Source organism: Saccharopolyspora gloriosae (genome assembly GCF_014203325.1).
GTDB lineage: Bacteria > Actinomycetota > Actinomycetes > Mycobacteriales > Pseudonocardiaceae > Saccharopolyspora_C > Saccharopolyspora_C gloriosae.
Genome location: NZ_JACHIV010000001.1, coordinates 4,550,676 through 4,575,767, shown reverse-complemented (window position 1 = coordinate 4,575,767; position 25,092 = coordinate 4,550,676). Strand labels below are relative to the sequence as shown.

General features: G+C 74.6%; 5 protein-coding genes. 2 read left to right on the top strand and 3 right to left on the bottom strand.

The genetic code is table 11. From position 1 onward, the window contains the following. Positions 1-39: 39 nt before the first annotated feature. Complete coding sequence (locus BJ969_RS20055; RefSeq protein ID WP_184480925.1) at positions 40-20,688, top strand: type I polyketide synthase; 20,649 nt, start codon at positions 40-42, stop codon at positions 20,686-20,688. Positions 20,689-20,840: 152 nt separating this feature from the next. On the opposite strand, the gene BJ969_RS20050 is transcribed toward BJ969_RS20055, so the two are convergent. The 3 genes from BJ969_RS20050 to BJ969_RS20040 all read right to left on the bottom strand — a co-directional run bounded on the left by BJ969_RS20050 (position 20,841) and on the right by BJ969_RS20040 (position 23,530). Beyond that, a complete protein-coding gene (locus BJ969_RS20050) occupies positions 20,841-21,275 on the bottom strand; it encodes a hypothetical protein (RefSeq protein ID WP_184480923.1) in 435 nt (144 codons plus the stop codon). A gap of 380 nt (positions 21,276-21,655) precedes the next feature. Then, a complete protein-coding gene (locus tag BJ969_RS20045) occupies positions 21,656-22,486 on the bottom strand; it encodes an ABC transporter permease (protein WP_184480921.1) in 831 nt (276 codons plus the stop codon). A 48-nt stretch (positions 22,487-22,534) separates the two neighbouring features. Further along, entirely contained in the window at positions 22,535-23,530 is a 996-nt protein-coding gene (locus BJ969_RS20040; RefSeq protein ID WP_343071505.1) for an ABC transporter ATP-binding protein, read from the bottom strand. Positions 23,531-23,843: 313 nt separating this feature from the next. Between BJ969_RS20040 and BJ969_RS20035 the strand changes: the two genes are divergently transcribed. Further along, on the top strand, positions 23,844-25,082 hold the full coding sequence (locus BJ969_RS20035) for a nucleotide disphospho-sugar-binding domain-containing protein (RefSeq protein ID WP_184480919.1): 1,239 nt from the start codon (positions 23,844-23,846) through the stop codon (positions 25,080-25,082). Positions 25,083-25,092 lie beyond the last annotated feature (10 nt).

Below are 25,092 nucleotides of genomic sequence, written 5' to 3'. Positions count from 1 at the left end.
GGACATACCCATGCCGAACGGGCCGCTAAGGAGACCGGAATGGCCGACTCGAAGAACGAGTACGTCGAAGCGCTCCGCTCGTCGCTGAAGGAGATCGAGCGGCTGCGCGAGCAGAACCAGCGGCTGGTGTCCTCGGCGGCGGAGCCGATCGCCGTCGTCGGGATCGGCTGCCGGTTCCCCGACGGGGTCGACACCCCGGAGCGGCTGTGGGACCTGGTCGTCGAGGGGCGCGACGCGGTCGGCGGGTTCCCGACCGACCGCGGCTGGGACCTGGACCGGCTCAGCGGCGAGGGCGAGGGGACCAGCCTGGCGCAGGAGGGCGCGTTCCTCGCGGGCATGGCCGACTTCGACGCCGAGTTCTTCGGCATCGCCCCCCGCGAGGCCGTCGCGATGGACCCGCAGCAGCGGCTGCTGCTGCGGACCGCGTGGGAGGCGGTGGAGCGGGCGGGCATCGACCCGGCTTCGCTGCGCGGCTCGCAGACCGGCGTGTTCATGGGTACCACCGGCCAGGACTACGGCAAGGTCCTCGACGGCTGCGACGAGGACGTGGAGGTGTACGCCAACACCGGGCACGCGGCGTGCGTGCTGTCGGGGCGGCTGTCCTACCTGTTCGGCCTCGAAGGTCCCGCGATCACGGTGGACACCGGCTGCTCGTCCTCGCTGGTGGCGCTGCACCAGGCGGTGCAGGCGCTGCGCGGCGGGGAGTGCTCGCTGGCGCTGACCGGCGGTGCTTCGGTGATGGCCACGCCGGGTCCGTTCGTGTCGTTCACCGCGCAGCACGGCCTGGCCGCCGACGGCCGCTGCAAGCCGTTCGCGGACGCCGCCGACGGCACCGGCTGGGGCGAGGGCTCAGGTGTTCTGCTGCTGGAGCGGTTGTCCGACGCGCAGCGCAACGGGCACCCGGTGCTGGCGGTGGTGCGCGGGTCGGCGATCAACCAGGACGGCGCGTCGAACGGGCTGACGGCGCCGAACGGGCCGTCGCAGCAGCGCGTCATCCGCGCCGCGCTCGGCAACGCGCACCTCGAACCGTCCGATGTGGACGTAGTGGAGGCGCACGGCACGGGCACCACGCTCGGTGACCCGATCGAGGCGCAGGCCCTGCTGGCGACCTACGGCCAGGACCGCGAGACGCCGCTGTGGCTCGGGTCGATCAAGTCGAACATCGGCCACACGCAGGCCGCCGCCGGGATCGCCGGTGTGATCAAGATGGTGCTGGCGATGCGGCACGGCGTGCTGCCGCGCAGCCTGCACGTGGACGCCCCGTCGTCCAACGTGGACTGGAGCGCCGGATCGGTCGAGCTGCTCGCCGAGCAGCGCGACTGGCCGGAGCGCGACCGCCCGCGCCGCGCCGGGATCTCGTCGTTCGGCATCAGCGGCACCAACGCGCACGTGATCGTCGAGCAGGCCCCGGCCGTCGTGGAGCAGCCGCGCGAAACCCGCGTGCTGCCCGAGTTCGTGGCGCTGCCGGTGTCCGCGCGCGGCCCCGAAGCGCTCGCCGCGCAGGTGGACCGGCTCGGCGTCCACCTCGCCGAGAACCCCGCCACGCCGCTCACCGACGTCGCGCTGACCCTCGCCGAGTCGCGGTCGACGTTCGAGCACCGCTCGGTGCTGCTGGCCGGATCCGACGGCCTCACCGAACTCGCGAGCGGGCTCGCCCCCGAGGAGTGCCCGACGGCGTTCGTGTTCTCCGGGCAGGGGTCCCAGCGGTTGCGGATGGGCCGCTCGCTGCACGGCCGCTTCGCCGCGTTCGCCGCGGCGCTGGACGCGGCGTGCGCGGAGCTCGACCCGCACCTTCCTCGCCCGCTGCGCGAGGTGATGTGGGGCGACGACGAGGAAGCGCTGGCCCGCACCGAATTCGCGCAGCCGGCCCTGTTCGCCGTCGAGGTCGCGCTGTACCGGCTCGTGGAGAGCTGGGGGATGCGCCCCGACCACCTCGCGGGCCACTCCATCGGCGAGATCGCCGCCGCGCACGTCTCCGGTGTCCTGTCGCTGCCGGACGCGGCGAAGCTGGTCGCGGCCCGCGGTCGCCTGATGCAGGCGCTGCCCGCCGGGGGCGCGATGCTCGCGGTGCAGGCCACCGAGCAGGAAGCCGCCGAACTCGTCGGCGACCGCGTCGGCATCGCGGCGATCAACGGCCCGTCCTCGGTGGTGCTCTCCGGCGACGCCGACCTCCTCGCAGACATCGCCGACCGCTGGGAAGGCCTCGGCCGCAAGGCGAAGCGGCTCGTGGTGAGCCACGCGTTCCACTCGCCGCTGATGGAGCCGATGCTCGCCGAGTTCCGCTCGGTGGTGGCGGAGCTGACCTTCGGCGAGCCGCGCATCCCGGTCGTGCCCACCGCGAGCGTGCCCACCGGGACGGGCACCGACTTCGGCTCCGCCGAGTACTGGGTGCGCCACGTGCGCGAACCGGTGCGCTTCGCCGACGCGGTGACCGCGCTGCACGCCCGCGGCGTGCGCGCCTTCCTGGAGCTCGGCCCGGACGGCGTGCTCTCGGCGATGACGCGGGAGAACCTGCCCGACGTGGTGGCGGTTCCGGTGCTGCGCGGGGCGAAGGGCGACGAGCTCGCCGCCCTCTCCGCGCTGGCCGCGCTGCACGTGGCCGGGGTCGCGGTGGACTGGGCCGCGGTGCTGGAGGGCACCGGGGCGCGGCGCGCGGACCTGCCGACCTACCCGTTCCAGGACCGCCGGTTCTGGCCTTCGACGTCCCGGACCCGCGGTGGTGACGCGCCCGCCGCGGGTCCGGGAACCCACCCGCTGCTCGGCTCCGGCGTGGAGCTTGCCGGTGGTGATGAGCTCGTGTTCGGCTCGGAGCTGTCCGCGGCGACCCGGCCGTGGCTGGCCGAGCACGTCGTCGGCGGCCGGATCCTGCTGCCCGGCACGGCTTTCATGGAACTCGCGATCCGCGCCGCCGACGAGGCGGACTGCGACCGCGTGGAGGAGCTGACGCTGGCCGCGCCGCTGGTGCTGCCCGCCGACGGCGCGATCGGCACGCAGGTGCGGGTCGCCGCGGCGGACGCGGACGGCCGCCGCTCGATGGAGGTCTTCTCCCGGGCCGACGAGCTGTCCCCGTGGACCCTGCACGCGACCGGCGTGCTCGGCACCGGCGCGGGCGCGGGCACCGGGCTGACCGCGTGGCCGCCGCCGGGCGCCGAACCGGTGGACGTCGAGGGCGTCTACGAGCGGCTGGCCGGGCTCGGTTTCGACTACGGCCCCTCGTTCCGCGGGCTGCGCCGGGTGTGGCGGCGCGAGCAGGAGGTGTTCGCCGAGGTCGCGCTGCCCGAGAACGTCGACGCCGCGCCCTACGGCCTGCACCCGGCGCTGCTGGACGCGGTGCAGCACGCGGCGGCGTTCGCCGACCTCGGCCCGATCAGCCGCGGCGGGTTGCCGTTCGCCTGGGAAGGCGGTGCGCTGCACGCCTCCGGCGCGTCGACCGTGCGCGCCCACCTGGCCCGCGCGGGCGAGGACGCCATGTCGATGGTCCTCGCCGACGCCCAGGGCGCGCCGGTGGCCACGTTCGAGTCGTTGCTGGCGCGGGAGGTCCCGGCCGACCGGGTCGGTTCCGGTGCCGCCGCTCGCGACTCGCTGTTCCGCCTCGACCGCACCCCGATCCGCACCGGCGCGCTCCCGGAGCGGCTCGCGGTGCTCGGTTCCGCCGACGCGTTCGGCGCCGCCGGGATGGAGATCCGCGAGCTCACGGGGCTGTCCAACGTCGACCCGGTGCCGGAGCGGGTGCTGGTTCCGGTGCGCGGCGACGCCGACGTCGTGCGGTCCGCGCACGAGGTCACGGCCGGGGTGCTCGCGCTGATCCAGGACTGGCTCGGCCAGGAGCGCTTCGCGGACTCGAAGCTGGTGTTCGTCACCGGCGAGGCCGACGCCGACCCCGCCGCCGCCGCGGTGCACGGGCTGGTGCGGGTCGCCGGGACGGAGAACCCCGGCCGGTTCGGCCTGATCCACCGCGCCGCCGACGCGAGCCCGGAAGCGCTCGCCGCGGCGGCGGTCGCGGACGAGCCGGACGTGCTCGTGCGCGGCGACGAGGTCCTCGCGGCGCGCCTGGCCCGCGCGCAGGCCCCGGCGGAGTCGGCCACCTGGGACGCCGAAGGCACGGTGCTCATCACCGGCGGCACCGGCGGGCTGGGCGGCGCGCTGGCCGAACACCTGGTGCGCGATCGCGGAGTGCGGCACCTGCTGCTGCTGAGCCGCCGCGGGCTCGACGCCGACGGGGCGCCGGAGCTCGCCGCGCGGCTGCGCGAACTGGGCTCCGACGTCGTGGTGTCGGCCTGCGACACCGCCGACCGGGACGCGCTGGCGGAGGCCGTCGCCGCGATCCCGGCGGCGCATCCGCTGCGGGCCGTGGTGCACACGGCGGGCGTCGTCGACGACGGGATCGTCGGCGCGCTCACCCCGGACCGGCTCGCGGCGGTGCTGCGGCCCAAGGTCGACGCCGCCTGGCACCTGCACGAACTGACCCGCGAGCACGACCTGACCGCGTTCGTGCTGTTCTCCTCGGTGGCCGCCGCGTTCGGCAGCGCCGGGCAGGGCAACTACGCGGCGGGCAACGCCTTCCTCGACGGCCTGGCCCGGCACCGCCACGCGGCGGGGTTGCCCGCGACCTCGCTGGCGTGGGGCCCGTGGACCCGCGACGTGGGCATGACCGGAGCGCTGTCCGAGGTCGACGTGCAGCGCGTCGCCCGCTCCGGGATGCCGCCGCTGGAACTGGAGGAGGGGCTCGCGCTGTTCGACGCGGCCGTCTCCGGCGCCGATCCGGCTCCGCTGACGGTGCGCCTGGACCTGGCCGGGCTGCGCGCGCAGGGCGAGGTCGCGCCGCTGCTGCGCGGCCTGATCCGGACGCCGGTGCGCCGCGGCGCGGCCCGCTCGGCGGCCTCCGACGGGCTGGCCGCCCGGCTCGGTGGTCTGTCCGATGTGGAGCGACGCGAGGCGCTGCTGGAGCTGGTGCGCGGCCGGATCGCCGTGGTGCTGGGGCATTCCGGCGCGTCCTCGGTCCCGGCGACCCGCCAGTTCCAGGACCTCGGCTTCGATTCGCTGACCGCCGTGGAGCTGCGCAACGGCCTCAACGCGGACACCGGCCTGCGGCTGCCCGCGACCCTGGTGTTCGACCACCCGACGCCGACCGCGCTCGCCGAGTACCTGCACGAGGAGCTGTTCGGCGGGCAGGAGGCCGCCGCACCGGTGGTGGCGCCGGTCGCCGCCGCCGACGACGACCCGATCGTGATCGTCGGGATGGCCTGCCGCTATCCGGGCGGGGTGTCCTCGCCGGAGGACCTGTGGCGGCTGGTCGCCGAGGGCGGCGACGGCATCTCCGAGTTCCCCGCCGACCGCGGCTGGGACCTGGAGCGGATCTACGACCCGGACCCGGAGACGCCCGGCCGCACCCACGTGCGCCACGGCGGTTTCCTGCACGAGGCGGGCGAGTTCGACCCGGCGTTCTTCGGGATGAGCCCGCGCGAGGCGCTGGCCACGGACTCGCAGCAGCGGTTGCTACTGGAGGTGTCGTGGGAGGCGCTGGAGCGCGCCGGGCTGGACCCGCACGGGTTGCAGGGCAGCCCGACGGGTGTGTTCGCCGGGGTGATGTACAACGACTACGGCACCTTGCTGCCGGGTGCGGAGTTCGAGGGCTACCGCGGCAACGGCAGCGCCCCGAGCGTCGCCTCGGGTCGGGTGTCCTACACGTTCGGTTTCGAGGGCCCGGCGGTCACGGTGGACACGGCGTGCTCGTCGTCGCTGGTGGCGATGCACTGGGCGGCGCAGGCGCTGCGTTCCGGTGAGTGCTCGCTGGCGCTGGCGGGCGGTGTGACCGTGATGTCGACGCCGAGCACCTTCGTGGACTTCTCCCGGCAGCGCGGGCTGGCCCTCGACGGCCGTTCCAAGGCGTTCTCGGACGACGCCGACGGCGTGGGCTGGTCCGAGGGCGTCGGGATGCTGGTGCTGGAGCGGCGGTCCGATGCGCTGCGCAACGGGCACGACGTGCTGGCGGTGTTGCGCGGGAGTGCGGTGAATCAGGACGGTGCGTCGAACGGGTTGACGGCGCCGAACGGTCCGTCGCAGCAGCGGGTGATCCGGCAGGCGTTGGCGAGCGGTGGTCTGTCCACTCAGGACGTTGACGTGGTCGAGGCGCACGGCACGGGCACGACTTTGGGTGATCCGATCGAGGCGCAGGCGTTGCTGGCGACCTACGGCCAGGATCGCGACGAGCCGCTGTGGCTCGGCTCGGTGAAGTCGAACATCGGCCACACGCAGGCCGCCGCCGGTGTCGCGGGCGTCATCAAGATGGTGCTGGCGATGCGGCACGGCTCGCTCGCCCGCAGCCTGCACGCCGAGACCCCGTCCACCCACGTCGACTGGGAGGCGGGAGCGGTCGAACTGCTCGCCGAGCAGCGGGACTGGCCGGAGCTCGACCGCCCGCGCCGCGCCGGGGTGTCCTCGTTCGGCATCAGCGGCACCAACGCCCACGTCATCCTCGAACAGGCTCCCGAACCGGAAATCCCGGCCCGAGAACGGGAAACCGGCACCGGTGTGCTGCCGTGGGTGCTGTCCGGGCGCAGCCCGCAGGCGCTGCGCACGCAGGCCGCCCGGCTGCTCGGGCGGGTGCAGGCCGAACCGACCGCCACCGACGACATCGGCTACTCGCTGGCCACCACCCGCGCCGCCTTCGAACACCGCGCCGTGCTCGTCGCCGCGGAACGGGACGCGCTGCTGGGCGGGCTCGCCGCGCTCACCACCGGCGAGCCGGACCCGAGCGTGGTCGAAGGCTCCGTGGCCGACGGCAGGCTCGGCGTGCTGTTCTCCGGGCAGGGCTCGCAGCGCCTCGGCATGGGCCGGGAGCTGCACGCCCGGTTCCCCGTGTTCGCCGCCGCGCTCGACGCCGCCTGCGACGAGCTCGACCGGCACCTGGACCGCCCGTTGCGCGAGGTGATGTGGGGCGAGGACGCGGACCTGCTGGAGCGGACCGGCTACGCGCAGCCCGCGCTGTTCGCGGTCGAGGTCGCGCTGTACCGGCTGGTCGAGTCCTGGGGCGTGCGCCCGGACCACCTCGCCGGGCACTCCATCGGCGAGGTCGCCGCCGCGCACGTCGCGGGAGTGCTCGGGCTCACCGACGCGGCGACGCTCGTGGGCGCCCGCGCCCGGCTCATGCAGGCGCTGCCCGCCGGTGGCGCGATGATCGCGGTGCGCGCCACCGAGGACGAAGTCCTCCCGCTGCTCGGCGACGACGTCGCCGTCGCCGCCATCAACGCGCCCGGCTCGGTGGTGCTCTCCGGTGCGCGCGACGCCGTCGAAGCGCTCGCGCGCCGGTTCGCCGACGACGGCCGCAAGACCACCGAACTGCGCGTGTCGCACGCGTTCCACTCGCCGCTGGTGGACCCGGTGCTCGCCGAGTTCGCCGCCGAACTGGCCGAGCTGGACTTCGCCGAGCCAGCGATCCCCGTCGTCTCCAACGTCACCGGCGCCGTCGCCGGGCCCGAGATCGCCACCCCGGAGTACTGGGTGCGCCACGTCCGGGCCTGCGTGCGGTTCGCCGACGGCGTCCGCGCCATGAGCGACCTCGGCGACCGGACGTTCCTGGAACTGGGGCCGGATTCGGTGCTCACCGCGCTCGTCGCGGAGTCCGCCGAGGACGCGTCGGCCGTGGCGCTGCTGCGCGAGGACCGCGACGAGGAGCCGACCGCCGTCGCCGCGCTCGCCCACCTGCACACCCGGGGCGTCCCGCTCGACTGGGCGGCGGTGTTCCCCGGCGCCCGCCGCGTTCAGCTGCCCACCTACGCCTTCCAGCACGAGCGCTTCTGGCCCGGCCCCGTCACCGCGTCCGGCGACGCCGTCGCCATCGGTGTCCGGCCCGCCGCGCACCCGCTGCTCGGCGGGGCGGTGGAGGTCGCCGAATCCGGCGAAACCCTGTTCACCGGCAGGCTTTCCCGCACCGCGCCGCCGTGGCTCGCGGAGCACACCGTGCACGGCGCGGTGCTGCTGCCCGGCACCGCGTTCCTGGAACTGGTCACCCGCGCGGGCGACGAGGTGGGCTGCGACCGGGTCGACGACCTGACCATCGGCCGCCCGCTGGAACTGCCCGCCACCGGCGCGCTGCAACTGCAGGTGCGGCTCGGTGCCGAGCAGGCCGGTCGCCGCGTCGCGGAGGTCTACGCCCGTCCCGAGGGCGACCCGGAGCACGCCTGGACGCGGCACGCCGCTGGCACCCTCACCACCGGCGGCGCCGAGTCGACCGGTCTCGCGGAGTGGCCGCCCGCCGGGGCGCGGCAGGTGGACCTGGACGGCTGCTACGACGCGCTCGCCGACGCCGGGTTCGACTACGGCGCCTCGTTCCGCGGCCTCACCGCGGTGTGGCGCTCCGGCGACGAGGTGTTCGCCGAGGTGGAACTGCCGGAGCACGCGTTGCCCGACGCCGCCGACTACGGCCTGCACCCCGCGCTGGCCGACGCCGCGCTGCACGCCGTCTCCCAGCTCCCCGGCCGCCGGCGCGGCCTGCCGTTCACCTGGGACGGCGTGTCGCTGCACGCGGCGGGAGCGACCGCGCTGCGGGTGCGGATCACGCCGACCGACACCGACGTGGTGTCGCTGGTCATCGCCGACACCACCGGTGCCCCGGTCGCCTCGGTCGCCGCGCTGACCTTGCGCGCGCCCGGCGACGCCGCCGAAACCCTTCCCGCGCAACGGGATTCGCTGTTCCGCCTGGAGTGGGCGCCGGTCCGCGCGACCGAGGGCGGCGGCACCGCCTCCGTGCGCGGCCAGGACGGCCTCGGCCTCGTCGAAGCCCTGCGCGCGGCGGAGATCCCCGAGGGCGACGACGTCGTGCTCGTCCCCGTGCGCCCGGCGGGAACCGGACCGCACGCCGCGCACGCCGCGACCGGTGACGTGCTCGCCACCGTGCAGGAACACCTCGCGTCCGGGCGCACCTCCCGGCTCGTGTTCGTCACCCGCGACGCCACCACCGGCGGCGACCTGGCCGCGGCAGCGGTGTGGGGCCTGGTGCGCACCGCCGAGCGCGAGCACCCCGGCCGGTTCGGGCTGCTCGACCTCGACTCGCCCGCACCGGACGCGGAACTGCTCGCCCAGGCCGTGGCGAGCGCGGAACCGCAGCTGCGGATGCGCGGCGGCGTGCTCGCCGCGGCCCGGCTCGCGCGCCTGCCCGAACCCGCCGCGGTCGCTTGGAACCCGGAGGAGCTGGTGCTCGTCACCGGCGGCACCGGGGGATTGGGCACCGCCGTGGCGCGGCACCTGGTGCGCGAACACGGCGTGCGCAGGCTGCTGCTGGTCAGCAGGAGCGGCGGCGAATCCGAGGGCGTCGTGCCGCTGGTCGCGGAGCTGACCGCGATGGACGCCGAAGTGCAGGTCGCGGCCTGCGACGTCGCCGACCGCGACGCCGTGGCGGACCTGCTGTCGCGCCACGACGTGGGCGCGGTGGTGCACACGGCAGGCGTGCTCGACGACGGCGTCGTCGACGCGCTCACCCCGCAACGGCTGGCGGCGGTGCTGCGGCCGAAGGTCGACGCGGCCTGGAACCTGCACGAATTCGCCGGGGAGCTGTCCCGGTTCGTGCTGTTCTCCTCGCTGGCGGGCACCTTCGGCTCGCCCGCGCAGGGCAACTACGCCGCCGCGAACGCCTTCCTCGACGGGCTCGCCCAGCACCGGCGCGCGGCGGGCCTGCCCGCGGTGTCGCTGGCCTGGGGTCCGTGGGCGGACACCGGCGGCATGACGGGCGGTCTCACCGCCGCCGACCGGGAGCGGATGACCCGTTCCGGTCTGCCGCCGCTGCCGGTGGAGCAGGGGCTCGGCCTGTTCGACCTGGCCACCGGTGCCGACGAGGCCGTGGTGGTCCCGGCGCGGCTGGACCTGCCCGCGCTGCGCGCGCAGGGCGAGGTGCCCAGCGTGCTGCGCGGCCTCATCCGCACCCGCACCCGCCGCGCCGGCGCCGGGACCGGGGTGTCCCGCGCGCTGGGCGATCGGCTCGCGGGCCTGCCGGAGGCGGAGCGCGCGACGGCGCTGCTCGACCTGGTGCGCACCCAGGTCGCGGCGGTGCTGGGCCACGCGGGCGCGAGCACGGTGGAGCCGCACCGCGCGTTCCAGGAGCTCGGGTTCGACTCGCTGACCGCCGTCGAACTCCGCAACAAGATCAACGCGGAGACCGGTCTGCGGCTGCCCGCGACCGCCGTGTTCGACCACCCGAACGCCGAGGCGCTGGCCGCGTTCGTCGCCGAGGAGCTGTTCGGCGCCGTGCCGCAGGCCACGCCCGCCGAGGTCCTGCCGCCGGTGGTCGACGACCCGGTGGTCATCGTGGGCATGGCCTGCCGCTATCCGGGCGGGGTGTCCTCGCCGGAGGACCTGTGGCGGCTGGTGTCCGAGGGCGCCGACGCGATCACCGACTTCCCCGCCGACCGCGGCTGGGACCTCGACGAGCTGTACCACCCGGACCCCGACCACCACGGCACCTCCTACACCCGTCGCGGCGGTTTCCTGCACGAGGCGGCGGAGTTCGACCCGGCGTTCTTCGGCATGAGCCCGCGCGAGGCCCTGGCCACCGACTCGCAGCAGCGGTTGCTGCTGGAGGTCTCCTGGGAAGCCGTGGAGCGCGCCGGGATCGACCCGGCCGCGTTGCGCGGCAGCCCGACGGGCGTGTTCGCCGGGGTGATGTACAACGACTACGGCTCGCTGCTGGCGGGCACCGAGTTCGAGGGCTACCAGGGCAGCGGCAGCGCGGGCAGCGTCGCCTCCGGCCGGGTGTCCTACACGTTCGGCTTCGAGGGCCCGGCGGTCACCGTGGACACCGCCTGCTCGTCCTCGCTGGTCGGCATGCACCTCGCCGCGCAGGCGCTGCGCTCCGGTGAGTGCTCGCTGGCGCTGGCGGGCGGTGTGACGGTGATGTCGACGCCGAGCACGTTCGTCGAGTTCTCCCGGCAGCGCGGCCTGTCCGAGGACGGGCGCTGCCGGTCGTTCTCCGATTCCGCCGACGGCGTCGGCTGGTCGGAGGGCGTGGGCATGGTGGTGCTGGAGCGCATGTCCGACGCGCGCCGCCACGGCCACCGGGTGCTGGCGGTGCTGCGCGGGAGTGCGGTGAATCAGGACGGTGCGTCGAACGGGTTGACGGCGCCGAACGGTCCGTCGCAGCAGCGGGTGATCCGGCAGGCGTTGGCGAGCGGTGGTCTGTCCACTCAGGACGTTGACGTGGTCGAAGCGCACGGCACGGGCACGACTTTGGGTGATCCGATCGAGGCGCAGGCGTTGCTGGCGACCTACGGCCAGGATCGCGACGAGCCGCTGTGGCTCGGCTCGATCAAGTCCAACCTCGGCCACTCGCAGGCCGCCGCGGGCGTCGCCGGCGTGATCAAGATGGTGCAGGCGATCCGGCACGGCGCGCTGCCGCCGACGCTGCACGCCGACGCCCCCTCGTCCCACGTGGACTGGGAGGACGGCGCCGTGGAGCTGCTCACCGAGCAGCGGGACTGGCCGGAGCTCGACCGCCCGCGCCGCGCCGGGGTGTCCTCGTTCGGCATCAGCGGCACCAACGCCCACGTCATCCTCGAACAGCCGGAACCCGAGCAGGAACCCGCCGAGCGGCCCGCGCACGACGTGGTGCCGTGGGTGCTCTCGGCCCGCACCGAACCCGCCCTGCGCGAGCAGGCCGCGCGGCTCGTGGAGCACCTCGGCGTGCTCCCGGACGCCGACCCGGCCGACGTCGGGTTCTCGTTGGCCACCGGGCGATCCGGGTTCGAGCACCGCGCCGTGGTGTTCGCCGACGAACCGGCCGCGACGCTGGAGGCGCTGCGCTCCGTCGCCGACGGCGACACCGGGTCCGCCGCCGCGCACGGCCGCACCGGCACCGGCGGGCTCGCGTTCCTGTTCGCCGGGCAGGGTTCGCAACGCCTCGGCATGGGACGCGACCTGCACGAGCGGTTCCCCGCGTTCGCCGACGCGCTCGACGCCGCGCTCGCCGCGCTCGACGCGCACCTGGACCGGCCGCTGCGCGAGGTGATGTGGGGCGAGGACGCGGACCTGCTCAACCGCACCGAATTCGCCCAGCCCGCGCTGTTCGCCGTCGAGGTCGCGCTGTACCGGCTCGTCGAGTCCTGGGGCGTGCGTCCCGGTCACCTGGCCGGCCACTCCATCGGTGAGATCGCCGCCGCGCACGCCGCCGGCGTGCTGTCCCTGGACGACGCGGCCCGGCTGGTCGCCGCGCGCGGCAGGCTGATGCAGGCGCTGCCCGCGGGTGGCGCGATGAGCGCGCTGCGGGCCACCGAAGCCGAGGTCGCCGAGCTGGTCGACGGTCGCGAGGACGTCGGCATCGCCGCCGTCAACGGACCCGAGTCCGTGGTCGTGTCCGGTGCCGAGGAAGCCGTCGCGGAGGTGGAGCGGCACTGCGCCGAGGCGCGGCGGCTGCGCGTCTCGCACGCCTTCCACTCGCCGCTGATGGACCCGATGCTCGCCGAGTTCCGCGAGGTCGCCGAAAGCCTGACCTACGGGCCCGCCAGCATCGCGATCGTGTCCACCGTGACGGGGGAGCAGCAGCGCGAAGCGGTGCGCGAACCGGAGTACTGGGTGGACCACGTGCGCCACACCGTGCGGTTCGCCGACGCGGTGCGGGAACTCGCGAGGCTGGGCGCCACCACGTTCCTGGACATCGGCCCGGACGGGTCGCTGGCCGCGCTCGCCCAGAACTCGCTGGACGCGGCGGCCGTCGCCGTCCCGCTGGCCCGCAAGGACCGCCCCGGGGACGAGGCGGCGCTGACCGCGCTGGCCCGGCTGCACGTGCGCGGCGTCGAACTGGACTGGGCGGCGCTGCTGCCCGGCGCTCGGCGCGTCGACCTGCCGACCTACGCCTTCCAGCACCGCCGGTTCTGGCCCGAGCCCGCCGCGGGCGCTGCGGGCGACGTGCGGGCCGCGGGCCTGAGCGCCGCCGGGCACCCGCTGCTGGGCGCGGCGGTGGAACGCGCCGACGAGGACGGATTCCTGTTCACCAGCAGGATCTCCACCCGCACCCACCCGTGGCTGGCCGAGCACGCGGTGCGGGGCGCGGTGATCGTGCCGGGCACCGCCTTCGCCGAACTGGCGCTGCGCGCCGGGGACGAGGCGGGCTGCGACCGCATCGAGGAGCTCACGCTCGCCGCGCCGCTGGTGCTGCCGGAGCAGGAGGCCGTACGCGTCCAGGTCTGGGTCGGCCCGGCGGAGTCCGGGCGGCGCCGCGTGGAGGTCTACTCCCGGCCGGACGCCGAGGGCCGCGACTGGACCCGGCACGCCGCCGGGGTGCTGGGCAGCGGTGCGCGCACCGCCGAGTTCGACGGCGCGGCGTGGCCACCGGCGGCCCCGGCGCTCGACCTGGACGGGACCTACGAGCGGCTCGCGGACGCGGGCTTCGCCTACGGCCCGCTGTTCCAGGGCCTGCGCGCGGCGTGGCGCTCCGGCGACGAGGTGTTCGCCGAGGTGGAGCTGCCCGCGGAGACCGACGTCGCGGGCTTCGGGCTGCACCCGGCGCTGCTCGACGCCGGGGTGCAGGCCGCGGCGCTGCTCGGCGGGCTGTCCGAGGGCGCGTTGCCGTTCACCTGGCAGGGCCTGTCGCTGCACGCCACCGGTGCGACCGCGCTGCGCGTGCGGATCACCCGCACCGGGCCGGACGAGGTGTCGATCGCGGCCACCGACCCGGCCGGTGCGCCGGTGGTGTCGGTGGAGTCGCTGCTGCTGCGGGCGGTGTCGCCGGAGCAGGCGGCCCGCGCGGAACGGGACTCGCTCTACCGGCTCGACTGGTCCGAGGCGGAACCCGCCGGTTCCCCCGCGGATTCGGTGGTGGTGCTGCGGTCCGAGGAGTTCGCCGCGCAGCTGCGGGCCGCCGGTACCCCGGCGACCGAGGTGCCGGATCTGGCTTCGCTGGACGACGTTCCCGACGTCGTGCTGGCCCCGATCGGCGGCCGCTTCGACGACGTCGCGGGCTCGGTGCACGAGCTGGCGACGCGGGTGCTGGACCTGGTGGGGCAGTGGCAGCGGGATTCCCGCCTGCACTCCTCGCGCCTGGTGTTCGTCACCCGCCACGCCGTCGCCCGCGACGACGAGGACGTGCGCGACCTCGCCGCCGCGTCGGCCTGGGGTCTCATCCGGGCCGCGCAGGTCGAGAGCCCCGCGACGTTCGGCCTGATCGACGTCGACGACGAGCCGGCGTCCCTGCCGGCCGCGACCGAGTGGTCCGCCGAACCCCGCGTCGTGCGCGCCGGGGTCCGCTACGCGGGCCGCCTCGCCCGCGCGTCCGCGGCGGCCGAGCAGGACGTGCGCTGGACCGGCCGGGTCCTGATCACCGGCGGCACCGGTGGGCTCGGCGGCGCCGTCGCGCGGCACCTGGTCGAGGTGCACGACGTGCGCGAGCTGCTGCTGGTCAGCCGCTCCGGACCCGGCGCGCCCGGAGCCCCCGGTCTCGTCGAGGACCTGACCGCGCTCGGTGCCGACGTCCAGGTCGTGGCCTGCGACGTCGCCGACCGGGCCGCGGTGGCGGAGCTGCTGTCGCGCTACGAGATCGGATCCCTGGTGCACACGGCCGGGGTGCTCGACGACGGCGTGCTCGACGACGGCGTGCTCGACTCGCTCACCCCGGAGCGCTTCGACGCGGTGCTGCGGCCGAAGGTCGACGCGGCCTGGAACCTGCACGAGCTGTGCGGGGACGTGAGCGCGTTCGTGCTGTTCTCCTCGCTGGCGGGCACCTTCGGCGCGGCCGGGCAGAGCAACTACGCGACGGCGAACGCCTTCCTCGACGCGCTCGCCCGGCACCGCAGGGCGGCGGGCCTGCCCGGCTCGTCGCTGGCGTGGGGCCCGTGGGTGGAGTCCGGTGGCATGACCGGCACCCTCACCGACGCGGACCGGCGCAGGCTGGCCCGTTCCGGGATGCCGCCGCTGACCCACGAGCAGGGCCTCGCCCTGTTCGACTCGGCGACGACGTCCGGGCCGGCGGTGCTGTTCCCGGTGCGGTTCGACTTCGCGGTGCTGCGCGGCCAGGGCCAGGTGCCGGAGCTGCTGCGCGGCCTGGTCCGGACTCCGGCGTCCCGCGCCGTCGCCTCCCGCGCCGCCACCGGCGGCCTCGGGCAGCGGCTGGCGGGGCTGGACGCCGCGAAGCGCCACGAGCTCGTGCTGGAACTGGTGCGCGGCCAGGTGGCCGGGGTGCTCGGCCACACCGGCACCGCCGAGGTCGATCCGCAGGTCGCTTTCCAGGACCTCGGTTTCGACTCGCTGACGGCGGTGGAACTGCGCAACCGGCTCAACTCCGAGACGGGACTGCGGCTGCCCGCCACGCTCGTGTTCGACCACCCGACGGCCGAGGCGCTGTCCGCGCACCTGCTCGCCGAACTGGTGGGGGAGCTGCCGGCGGCGGTCGTGCCGCAGCAGGTCGTGCGCGCCGCCGACGACGACCCGATCGTGATCGTCGGCATGGCCTGCCGGTATCCCGGTGGGGTGTCCTCGCCGGAGGACCTGTGGCGGCTGGTGTCCGAGGGCGGTGACGCGATCACCGGCTTCCCGGACAACCGCGGTTGGGACCTGGATGCGCTCTACGATCCGGACCCGGACGCGCCGGGCACCTCGACCACCCGTCGCGGCGGTTTCCTGCACGACGCGGCGGAGTTCGACCCGGCGTTCTTCGGCATGAGCCCCCGCGAGGCCCTGACCACCGACCCGCAGCAGCGGCTGCTGCTGGAATCCACCTGGGAGGCCATCGAACGCGCCGGGATCGACCCGGCCGCGCTGCGCGGCAGCCAGACCGGCGTGTTCGCCGGGGTCATGTACAACGACTACAGCGACACGCTGATCGGTTCCGAGCACGAGGGCTACCAGGGCCACGGCAGCGCGGGCAGCATCGCCTCCGGCCGGGTGTCCTACACGTTCGGTTTCGAGGGGCCGGCGGTCACGGTGGACACGGCGTGCTCGTCGTCGCTGGTGGCGATGCACTGGGCGGCGCAGGCGCTGCGCTCCGGCGAGTGCTCGCTGGCGGTGGCCGGTGGCGTCACGGTGATGGCGACCCCGGCGGCGTTCGTCGAGTTCTCCCGCCAGCGCGGCATCGCCGCCGACGGCCGCTGCAAGGCGTTCTCCGACTCGGCCGACGGCGTCGGCTGGTCCGAGGGCGTCGGGATGCTGGTGCTGCAGCGGCGCTCCGACGCGCTGCGCGAGGGTCGCGAGATCCTCGCCGTGCTGCGCGGGAGCGCGGTGAACCAGGACGGCGCGTCGAACGGCCTGACGGCGCCGAACGGCCCCTCGCAGCAGCGGGTCATCCGCCAGGCGCTCGCCAGCGGTGGTCTGTCCACTCAGGACGTGGACGTGGTCGAGGCGCACGGCACCGGCACCAGGCTCGGCGACCCGATCGAAGCCCAGGCGCTGCTGGCGACCTACGGCCAGGACCGGGAGGAGCCGTTGCTGCTGGGTTCGGTGAAGTCGAACCTCGGTCACACGCAGGCCGCCGCCGGTGTCGCGGGCGTCATCAAGATGGTGCAGGCCATGCGCCACGGCACCGTCCCCCGCACCCTGCACTCCGCCACCCCGTCGTCCGAAGTGGACTGGTCCGCCGGTGCGGTCGCGCTGCTGTCCGAGCCCGCGGCCTGGCCCGAGACGGGACGGGTGCGCCGCGCCGCGGTGTCCTCGTTCGGGATCAGCGGCACCAACGTGCACACCATCCTCGAACAGGAACCGGAAGCACTCGCGCCGCAACGGGAAACGCCCGCCGCGGTGGTGCCGCTGGCGCTGTCGGCGAAGACGCCGGAGGCGCTGCGCGATCAGGCCGCGCGGCTGGCGGCCCGCATCGAGGGCGGCACCGCGCCGCTCGCCGACGTCGGGTTCTCGCTGGCCGCCGGACGCACCGGATTCGACCGCAGGGCCGTGGTCCTCGCCGAGGACCCGGCGAGCGCCGCGCGCTCGCTGACCGCGCTCGCCTCGCAGCTGCCGGACGGCGCGCTGGTCGAAGGCCAGGTCGCCCGGGGCGGTCTCGGCGTGCTGTTCACCGGCCAAGGCGCCCAGCGCGCCGGCATGGGCCGGGAGCTGCACGCCCGGTTCCCGGTGTTCGCCGCCGCCCTCGACGCCGCGTTCGCCGCGCTGGACGAGCACCTGGACCGGCCGCTGCGCGAGCTCGTGTTCGCCGAACCGGACACCGCCGAGGCGGCGCTGCTCGACCAGACCGGCTATGCGCAGCCCGCGCTGTTCGCCGTCGAGGTCGCGCTGTACCGCCTCGTCGAGTCCTGGGGCGTGCGCCCGGACCACCTCGCCGGGCACTCCATCGGCGAGCTCACCGCCGCGCACGTGGCCGGGGTGCTCACCCTCGGCGACGCGGCGAAGCTGGTGGCCGCGCGCGGCAGGCTGATGCAGGCGCTGCCCGCCGGTGGCGCCATGACGTCGGTGCAGGCCGCCGAGGACGAGGTGGCGCCGCTGCTGACCGGCAAGGAGGCGGAGCTCGGCATCGCCGCGGTGAACGGTCCCGAAGCGGTCGTCGTCTCCGGCGCCGCCGACGCCGTGGAGCAGGTGGCGGCGCACTTCCGCGAACTCGGCCGGAAGGTCACCGCGCTGCGCGTCTCGCACGCGTTCCACTCGCCGCTGATGGACCCGATGCTCGACGAATTCCGCGCCGTGGCACGGGAAGTGACGTACTCCGCGCCGGAGATCCCGATCATCTCCACGACGACAGGGGCGGAACTCGCCGAACCCGACGCCGAGCACTGGGTGGCGCACGTGCGCCACGCCGTGCGGTTCGCCGACGGGATGCGGGAGCTGACCGGGCGGGGCGTGCGCACGTTCCTCGAACTCGGGCCGGACGGGGTGCTCAGCGCGCTCGCGCGCGACAGCGTCCCCGAGGACGCCGAGCTGATCCCGTCCCTGCGCAAGGGACGCCCGGAGGAGTCGGCGGCGCTGACCGCGCTGGCCCGGCTGCACGTGCGGGGCGTCCGGCTCGATTGGCCCGCGGTGTTCCCCGGTGCCCGTCGCGTCGACGTGCCCACGTACCCGTTCCAGCGCCAGGAGTTCTGGCCCGCCACCCCGCCGGTGCGGGCGGGCGACGTCAGCGCGGCGGGGATGCGCGAGGCCGGGCACCCGCTGCTCGGCGCCGCCGTCGAACTCGCCGACACCGACGCGACCCTGTTCACCAGCAGGCTCTCCCGCCGCACCCACCCGTGGCTGGCCGAGCACGCCGTGTCCGGCGCGGTGCTGGTGCCGGGAACGGCGTTGCTGGAACTGGCGCTGCGGGCCGGGGACGAGACGGGCTGCGACCGGGTCGACGAACTCACCTTGGCCGCTCCGCTGCTGCTGCCCGAGCACGGCGGCGTGCAGGTGCAGGTCTCGGCGGCGGCCCCGGACGACACCGGGCGGCGCACGCTGACCGTGCACTCCCGCCCGGACGGCGAGGACGGCTGGCAGCTGCACGCCACCGGCGTGCTCGGCACCGGCGGTGCTCCCGCCGAGGTCGGTGCCTGGCCGCCCGCCGATGCCGAACCCGTCAACGTCGAGGGCTGCTACGAGCACTTCGCCGACCTCGGCTTCGACTACGGCCCGGTGTTCCAGGGCCTGCGCGCCGCCTGGCGCTCCGGGGACACCACGTACGCGGAGGTGGCGCTGCCCGCCGACGTGGACGCGGCGGCCTACGGCCTGCACCCCGCACTGCTCGACTCGGCGCTGCACGCGGCGCTGCTCACCGGCTCGGATTCGGACGGGGCGGTCCCGTTCGCCTGGGAAGGGGTGTCGCTGCACGCGGCCGGGGCGAGTGCGCTGCGGGTGCGGTTGACCCGCACCGGTGCCGAAACCTTGGCGCTGGCCGTGGCCGACGCCACCGGGGCACCGGTCGCCACCGTGGAGGGCCTGCGCACCCGCTCCGCGAGCCCCGCGGGCACCCGGGCGATCGGGCGGGACGCGCTGTTCCGCCTCGACCGGACGCCCGCGCCCGCCGGTGAGGCCGGCGAGGTGCCGGTCCTGGTCGGCACCGACCCGTTCGGGCTCGCCGACCTGTTCAAGCAGACCGGCGCGGTCCCCGAAGTGCACGCGGACCTCACGTCCGTGCCGGACTCGGCCACGACGGTGTTGTGCTCGCTCGACGGAGGGGAGAACCCGCAGGACGCCCACGCGCTCACCCACCACGTGCTGGGGCTGGCCCAGTCCTGGGCGACGGCCGACCGCGACGCCGACTTGGTGTTCGTCACCCGCGAGCACGGCGACCTGGCCGCGTCCGCCGCGGCCGGGCTGGTGCGCACCGCCGCGACCGAGCACCCCGGCCGGTTCGGGCTGCTCGAACTCGGAGCCGGTGAGCTCACGGCCGACGCCCTGCTGCGGGCGCTCGCCGTCGACGAACCGCACGTGTCCATCGTGGACGGTGAGCCGAGGGTGCCGCGCCTGGCGCGGGCGGACGCGGCGGAGCCCGTCAGCTGGGACGCCGAGGGCACGGTGCTCATCACCGGTGGCACCGGAGGGCTGGGCGGCCTGCTCGCCCGCCACCTCGCCGGACGCGGAGCGCGGCACCTGCTGCTGGCCGGCCGACGCGGGCCGGACGCCACCGGAGCAGCCGAACTCGTGGCGGAACTGGGCGAACTCGGCGCCGAAGCCCACGTCGTCGCCTGCGACGTCGCGGACCGGGAGTCGCTGTCCGGCCTGCTCGGCCGGATTCCCGCCGAGCGTCCGCTGAGCGCCGTGCTGCACGCGGCGGGAGTGCTCGACGACGGCGTGCTCGGCTCGCTCGACGCGGACCGGGTCTCGGCGGTGCTGCGGCCCAAGGTCGACGCCGCGTGGAACCTGCACGAAGCCACCGCGGGTCTGGAGCTCGACGCGTTCGTGCTGTTCTCCTCGGTGGCCGGGCTGTTCGGCGCCGCGGGCCAGGGCAACTACGCGGCGGCGAACTCCTACGTCGACGCGCTGGCCCGGCACCGCCGGGCGCACGGCCTGCCCGCGCTGTCGCTGGCGTGGGGGGCGTGGAACTCCGGCGGCATGGCCGGTGAGCTCACCGAGCAGGAGGCGGAGCGCATCACCCGCTCCGGAATGCCGCCGCTGAGCGAAGAACTCGGCCTCGCCCTGTTCGATGCGGCGCTGGCCTCCGACGAGCCGGTGCTGGCACCGGTGCGGCTCGACCTGCCCGCGTTGCGCGCGCGGGACGAGCTCGCGCCGCTGCTGCGCGGACTCGTGCGGACTCCCGCTCGCCGGGTGTCCGCGGCGGCCGGCGGGGGAGACCTCGCGACCCGGCTCGCCGAGCAGTCCGGGCCGCAACGCCGCGACACCCTGCTGGAGGTGGTGCGCGGCCAGGCGGCCCAGGTGCTCGGCCACGCCGACACCGGCGGCATCAACGCGGACAGCGAGTTCAAGGGCCTCGGCTTCGACTCGCTGACCGCCGTCGAGTACCGCAACCGGATGGGCACGGCCACCGGCCTGCGGCTCCCGGCGACGCTGCTGTTCGACTACCCGACTCCGGCGGAGCTCGTCGAGCACCTGCTCGGCGAACTGGTGCCGGAGCAGGACGGCCCGGCCGCGCTGCTGGCCGAGCTGGACCGGTTGCAGCGGTCGTTCGAGGGCATGGAGGTCGACGCGGAGCTGCACGACCAGGTCACGGGTCGCCTCGAAGTGCTGCGCACCAAGTGGACCGCGCTGCGCACCGGGCAGGACGCCGAGGCGGAGTTCAGCTTCGAGGAGGCCACCGACGACGACATGTTCGACATGCTCGACAACGAGCTCGGCCTGTCGTGAAGACCGGTACCCGGAGCGGCGAGTGCCCCGCCGTTCCGGGTACCGCCCGCCCCTGCCGATGATCAGTGATATCACTCGACATGATCAGTCCATCGTGGACGATGAGCGCGACTCGGCGGCGGATTCCCGCTCCACCAGCGGAAAAGCGAGGTTCAGGACAGGTGGCCCCGCTGTTCGGGGAACCGGCCAGGGGTTTCCGCCTCGTACCACTCCCGGACGTCGGGCCGGGTCAGCAGCATGATCACGCACGCGGGCACCACGATGCCGATCAGCGCGAGAGCGCCCGTGGTGACCAGCGCCAGCAGCACGGCGACCAGTGCGATCGACTGCACCACCACGGCGAGCGTGCGCGCCGTGCTGCTCCTGATCCGCACCCCGCACCACAGCAGCGCGAGGGCCTGCGCCGGACTGAGGATCAGCACGAGGTAGTCGAGGAAGCCGACGTCCTGCCCGTGCTCCCAGGCCGAAACCGCGTCGACGACGAGGACTACGGACCCGAGCGCGATCAACGCGCCCTGGATCAGGAGGACGACCCTGGCGATCTTCACCGGCGTCGGGATCGCCGCGGGTGAGGCGGTCTCGGGCATCTGCTTCCCCTTGGCGTGGCCCTGAAAAGTCCCTGTGCGCCGAAACTACCGCGAACCCGGCGAAACCCCTGCCGTCTTTGGTCGTCGTACATCAGGGTGAAGTGCCCGGACGAGCGTGGCTCCCTCCGACGAAAGATGATGTCCGATGGTGGGCCGCGCGCGAACTCGCCCGGCCGAGGTGCGCGGGCGACGTCCTGCACCGCCGCGAGCATCCGGACGATCCGCACTGCAGGCGGAGACGGCGGAAGAACTGCCGGTGGAACACGGCGGAGTGTCCCGGCTCGATCCGCGACGTCCCGTCGCAGCGGCGAAAACGCCTCCAACGACGACGAAAGGCCTGCCGCGCGAGAACGCGGCAGGCCTTCGAACGGGGGACGAGGTTACAGCGGGCGGCGGAAGCCGCGGACGGCGACCACCGCGCTCACCAACGCCACCAGGGCGCTCACCAGCAACGACGGGCCGACGAGGTGGGTGCCGTCCAAGCCGAGCGCGACCGCGCGGGAGGCGTCCACGGCGTAGGTGAGCGGGTTGATGCGCGCGATGAACTCCAGCCAGTCGGGCAGTTCCGCGATCGGCACGAACGCGCTGGAGATGAACATCAGCGGCACCATCACCAGGATGCTGATGTTCTGCATCGGCTCGGTGCGCCGCAGGCACGCGCCCATCGCGAGGAACGCCCAGCTCAGCGCGCTGCCCACGCCCAGCGTGAGCAGCGAGGACAGCACCATCCCGGCGATGCCGCCCTGCGGCGAGTAGCCCAGCACGGTCACGGCCAGCACCAGGATCAGCAGCACCTGCAACGCGCTGCGCACCAGGTCCGAGGTGCTGCGCGCCAGCAGCAGCGAGCTCGGCATGATCGGCAGCGAGCGCAGCCGCGCGACGATGCCGTTGCGCAGGTCCTCCACCAGGCCGATGCCGGTCTGCGATGAGGTCTGCACGACGTGGTTCACCAGCACGGCCGGCATCAGGAAGTCCAGGTACTCGGTGCCCGCGGGCAGGTCCGCGGCGAGCGCGAAGTTGGTGAAGATCTGGGTGAACACGAACAGCGTCATCACCGGCTGGATCAACCCGACCAGCACGAGGCCGGGGTCGGTGATGAACGAGCGCAGCGATCGGGCGGTGAGCACGACGATCTGCGTCACCGCGGAACTCCCGTTCCAGCGCGGCGCCAGGTTCGTGCTGCCCGTGTTCAACGGCAACGTGGTGGTCATGCTCGCTCCACTGTGGTCGGTGAGTTCGAGGAGGCGCGCGGGACGGGCTCAGGAACGCTTCGAGTGGCGGGCGAGCGCGAGGTACACGTCGTCGAGCGTCGGTTCGCCGAAGGCGAGTTCGGCGGCTTCGATCCCCGCGTCGTCGAGCACGCGGATCACCGTGGCCGTGTCCCGCGACGCCTCGATCGGCGTGACGATCGCGGTGCCGTCCTTGCCGACCGACGGTTGCATCCCGGCCCGGCGCAGCGCCGCGCACCCGGCTTCCGGGTCGGTGCCGGGCTCCACCACCACCGTCACCGTGCGCTGCCCGACCTGGGCCTTGAGCTCCGCGGCCGAACCGGACGCCACGACGTTCCCGGCCGAGAGCACGGTGATCGTGTCGGCCAGCCGGTCGGCCTCGTCGAGGTACTGGGTGGTCAGCAGCACCGTGGTGCCCTCGTCGACGAGGCGTTCCACGATGCTCCACATGGCGATCCGGCTCGACGGGTCCAGCCCGGTCGTCGGCTCGTCCAAGAAGATCACTTCGGGGTTTCCGACGAGGCAGGCCGCCAGGTCCAGCCGCCGCCGCATACCGCCCGAGTAGGTGCGCGCCCGCCGGTGCGCGGACCCGGTGAGGTCGAACGCCTCCAGCAGCTCACCCGCTCGCTTGCGGGCCCGGCTCCCGTCGGCGCCGAGCAACCTGGCCAGCATGATCAGGTTGTCCCGGCCGGTCATCTCCTCGTCGACGGAGGCGAACTGCCCGGTGAGGCCGATGCGCTTGCGCACCTCCTTGGGCTGGGCCGAGACGTCGAACCCCGCCACCCGCGCCACGCCGGACGTGGCCGGCACCATGGCGGTCAGGATGTTCACCAGCGTCGTCTTGCCCGCACCGTTGTGCCCGAGCAAGCCGAGCACGGAACCCTTCGGCACGGCCAGAGTCACCGACTCCAGCGCGGGTACCGAACCGAAGGACTTGCCGACTCCGATCGCCTCGATCATCGGTGCGTCGGAGTCGTGGCCGCCGCGGGCGGGCCGGCCATCGGGGACCGTTGTCAGCGCGGTCATGGATGAATCCCCCACAACTGGGTCGTCGTGTGTCCTGGGGACCGTCCAGCTGTGGCCACGATTCCCCCGGAGCCGCGGGCCGAGCATGCGGCACGGATCAGCGGGGGCACCAACGCCTCGTAACAACAAAACACTCGTGCGAAGACTAGCTTCCGGGGCGAACTCGGCGGATCGCGCCGGACGAGGCGGATTTCCCCGACTGTAGCGCCGTGCGCCGGAGTTGCGAAACGACGCGCAACACTAGGGATCACCCCACTCGCCGCGGTCGTAGCGTGGTCTTTCGACGTCGTCCGCCGAGCGAAGGAAGCGGCCCATGCGAGTGTTGTTCGCGGTGTCCTCGTGGCCCGGGCACTACTTCCCGATGGTGCCGCTCGGCTGGGCGCTGCGCGCCGCCGGGCACGACGTCCGCGTGCTGTGCGCGGAGTCCGATGTGGACGCGGTGACGCGGGCCGGGCTGACGCCGGTGCCTGTGTTGGAGGGCATCGACCTGCTGCTGGGCGCGCGCATGATCAACTTGATCGGCGCCTACCAGGGGAACTGGCCGTACCCGGAGCCGCCGCTGCACCCCGAGACGGGGGAGCCGCTGGACCTCGCGAACTTCGACTTCGGCGCGTGGCACGAACGACTGCGGCCCACGCTGCTGCAGCGCGCCACCCGCAGCACCGACGCCGCCGTGGCCTACGCCCGCGATTGGAAGCCCGACCTCGTGGTGCACGACATGATGAGCCTGGAAGGCCCGCTGGTCGCGAAGGTGACCGGGGTGCCCGACGTGCTCCAGCTGTGGGGGCCGGTGGGCACCGGCGACGCCTACAGCCCCGTCGGCGGCGGCGCCGAGGCGCAGCCCGCGGTACCGGTCGACACCAGCGGCGCGTTCGCCCGCTACGGCGTCGGCGAGATGGGTTTCCACCACATCGACCACGTGCTGGACCCGTGTCCGGACCAGGTCCGGCCGAACAACGGCGAGCAGCGCATCCCGGCGCGCTACATCCCGTACAACGGTCCGGGAGGGGCGCCGCTGGACCTGCCGCCGCGCACCGACCGCCCTCGGGTGTGCGTGGTGTGGGGCCGCTCGGCGACGCGCACCTTCGGCCCGACGGTGAACAAGATGCCGCAGGTCGTGCAGGCCGCCACGGCGCTGGGGTGCGAGGTGCTGCTGCTGTCCTCGCCCGCCGACGCGCAGGACTGCGGGCCGCTGCCCGATTCGGTGCACGTGCGCAACGACGTGCCGCTGAGCCTGGTGCTGCCCGGTTGCGACGCGGTGGTGCACTACGGCGGCGGGGGAGTGACCATGACCTCGCTGGTGGCCGGGGTGCCGCAGCTGTCGCTGCCCTGCGGCTTCGACCAGACGGTGATGGCCCGCCGGGTCACCGAGGCCGGCGCGGGCCTGGACGTCGTGAACTGGGAGGCCGGCACCGACGGCATCACCGCCGCGCTGGACCGCCTCATCTCGGAGCCCGCGTTCGCCAAGGCCGCCACCGAACTCGCCACGGCCTCGGCCGAACTCCCCACCCCCGCCGACGTCGTCACGACCCTCCAGAACCTGCTGCCCTGACCCGTGTCGC

Excerpts from the sequence above, each read along its gene's own strand:
- BJ969_RS20055 (WP_184480925.1), top strand. The coding sequence starts at position 40 with ATGGCCGACTCGAAGAACGAGTACGTCGAAGCGCTCCGCTCGTCGCTG.
- BJ969_RS20050 (WP_184480923.1), bottom strand. The coding sequence starts at position 21,275 with ATGCCCGAGACCGCCTCACCCGCGGCGATCCCGACGCCGGTGAAGATC.
- BJ969_RS20045 (WP_184480921.1), bottom strand. The coding sequence starts at position 22,486 with ATGACCACCACGTTGCCGTTGAACACGGGCAGCACGAACCTGGCGCCG.
- BJ969_RS20040 (WP_343071505.1), bottom strand. The coding sequence starts at position 23,530 with ATGACCGCGCTGACAACGGTCCCCGATGGCCGGCCCGCCCGCGGCGGC.
- BJ969_RS20035 (WP_184480919.1), top strand. The coding sequence starts at position 23,844 with ATGCGAGTGTTGTTCGCGGTGTCCTCGTGGCCCGGGCACTACTTCCCG.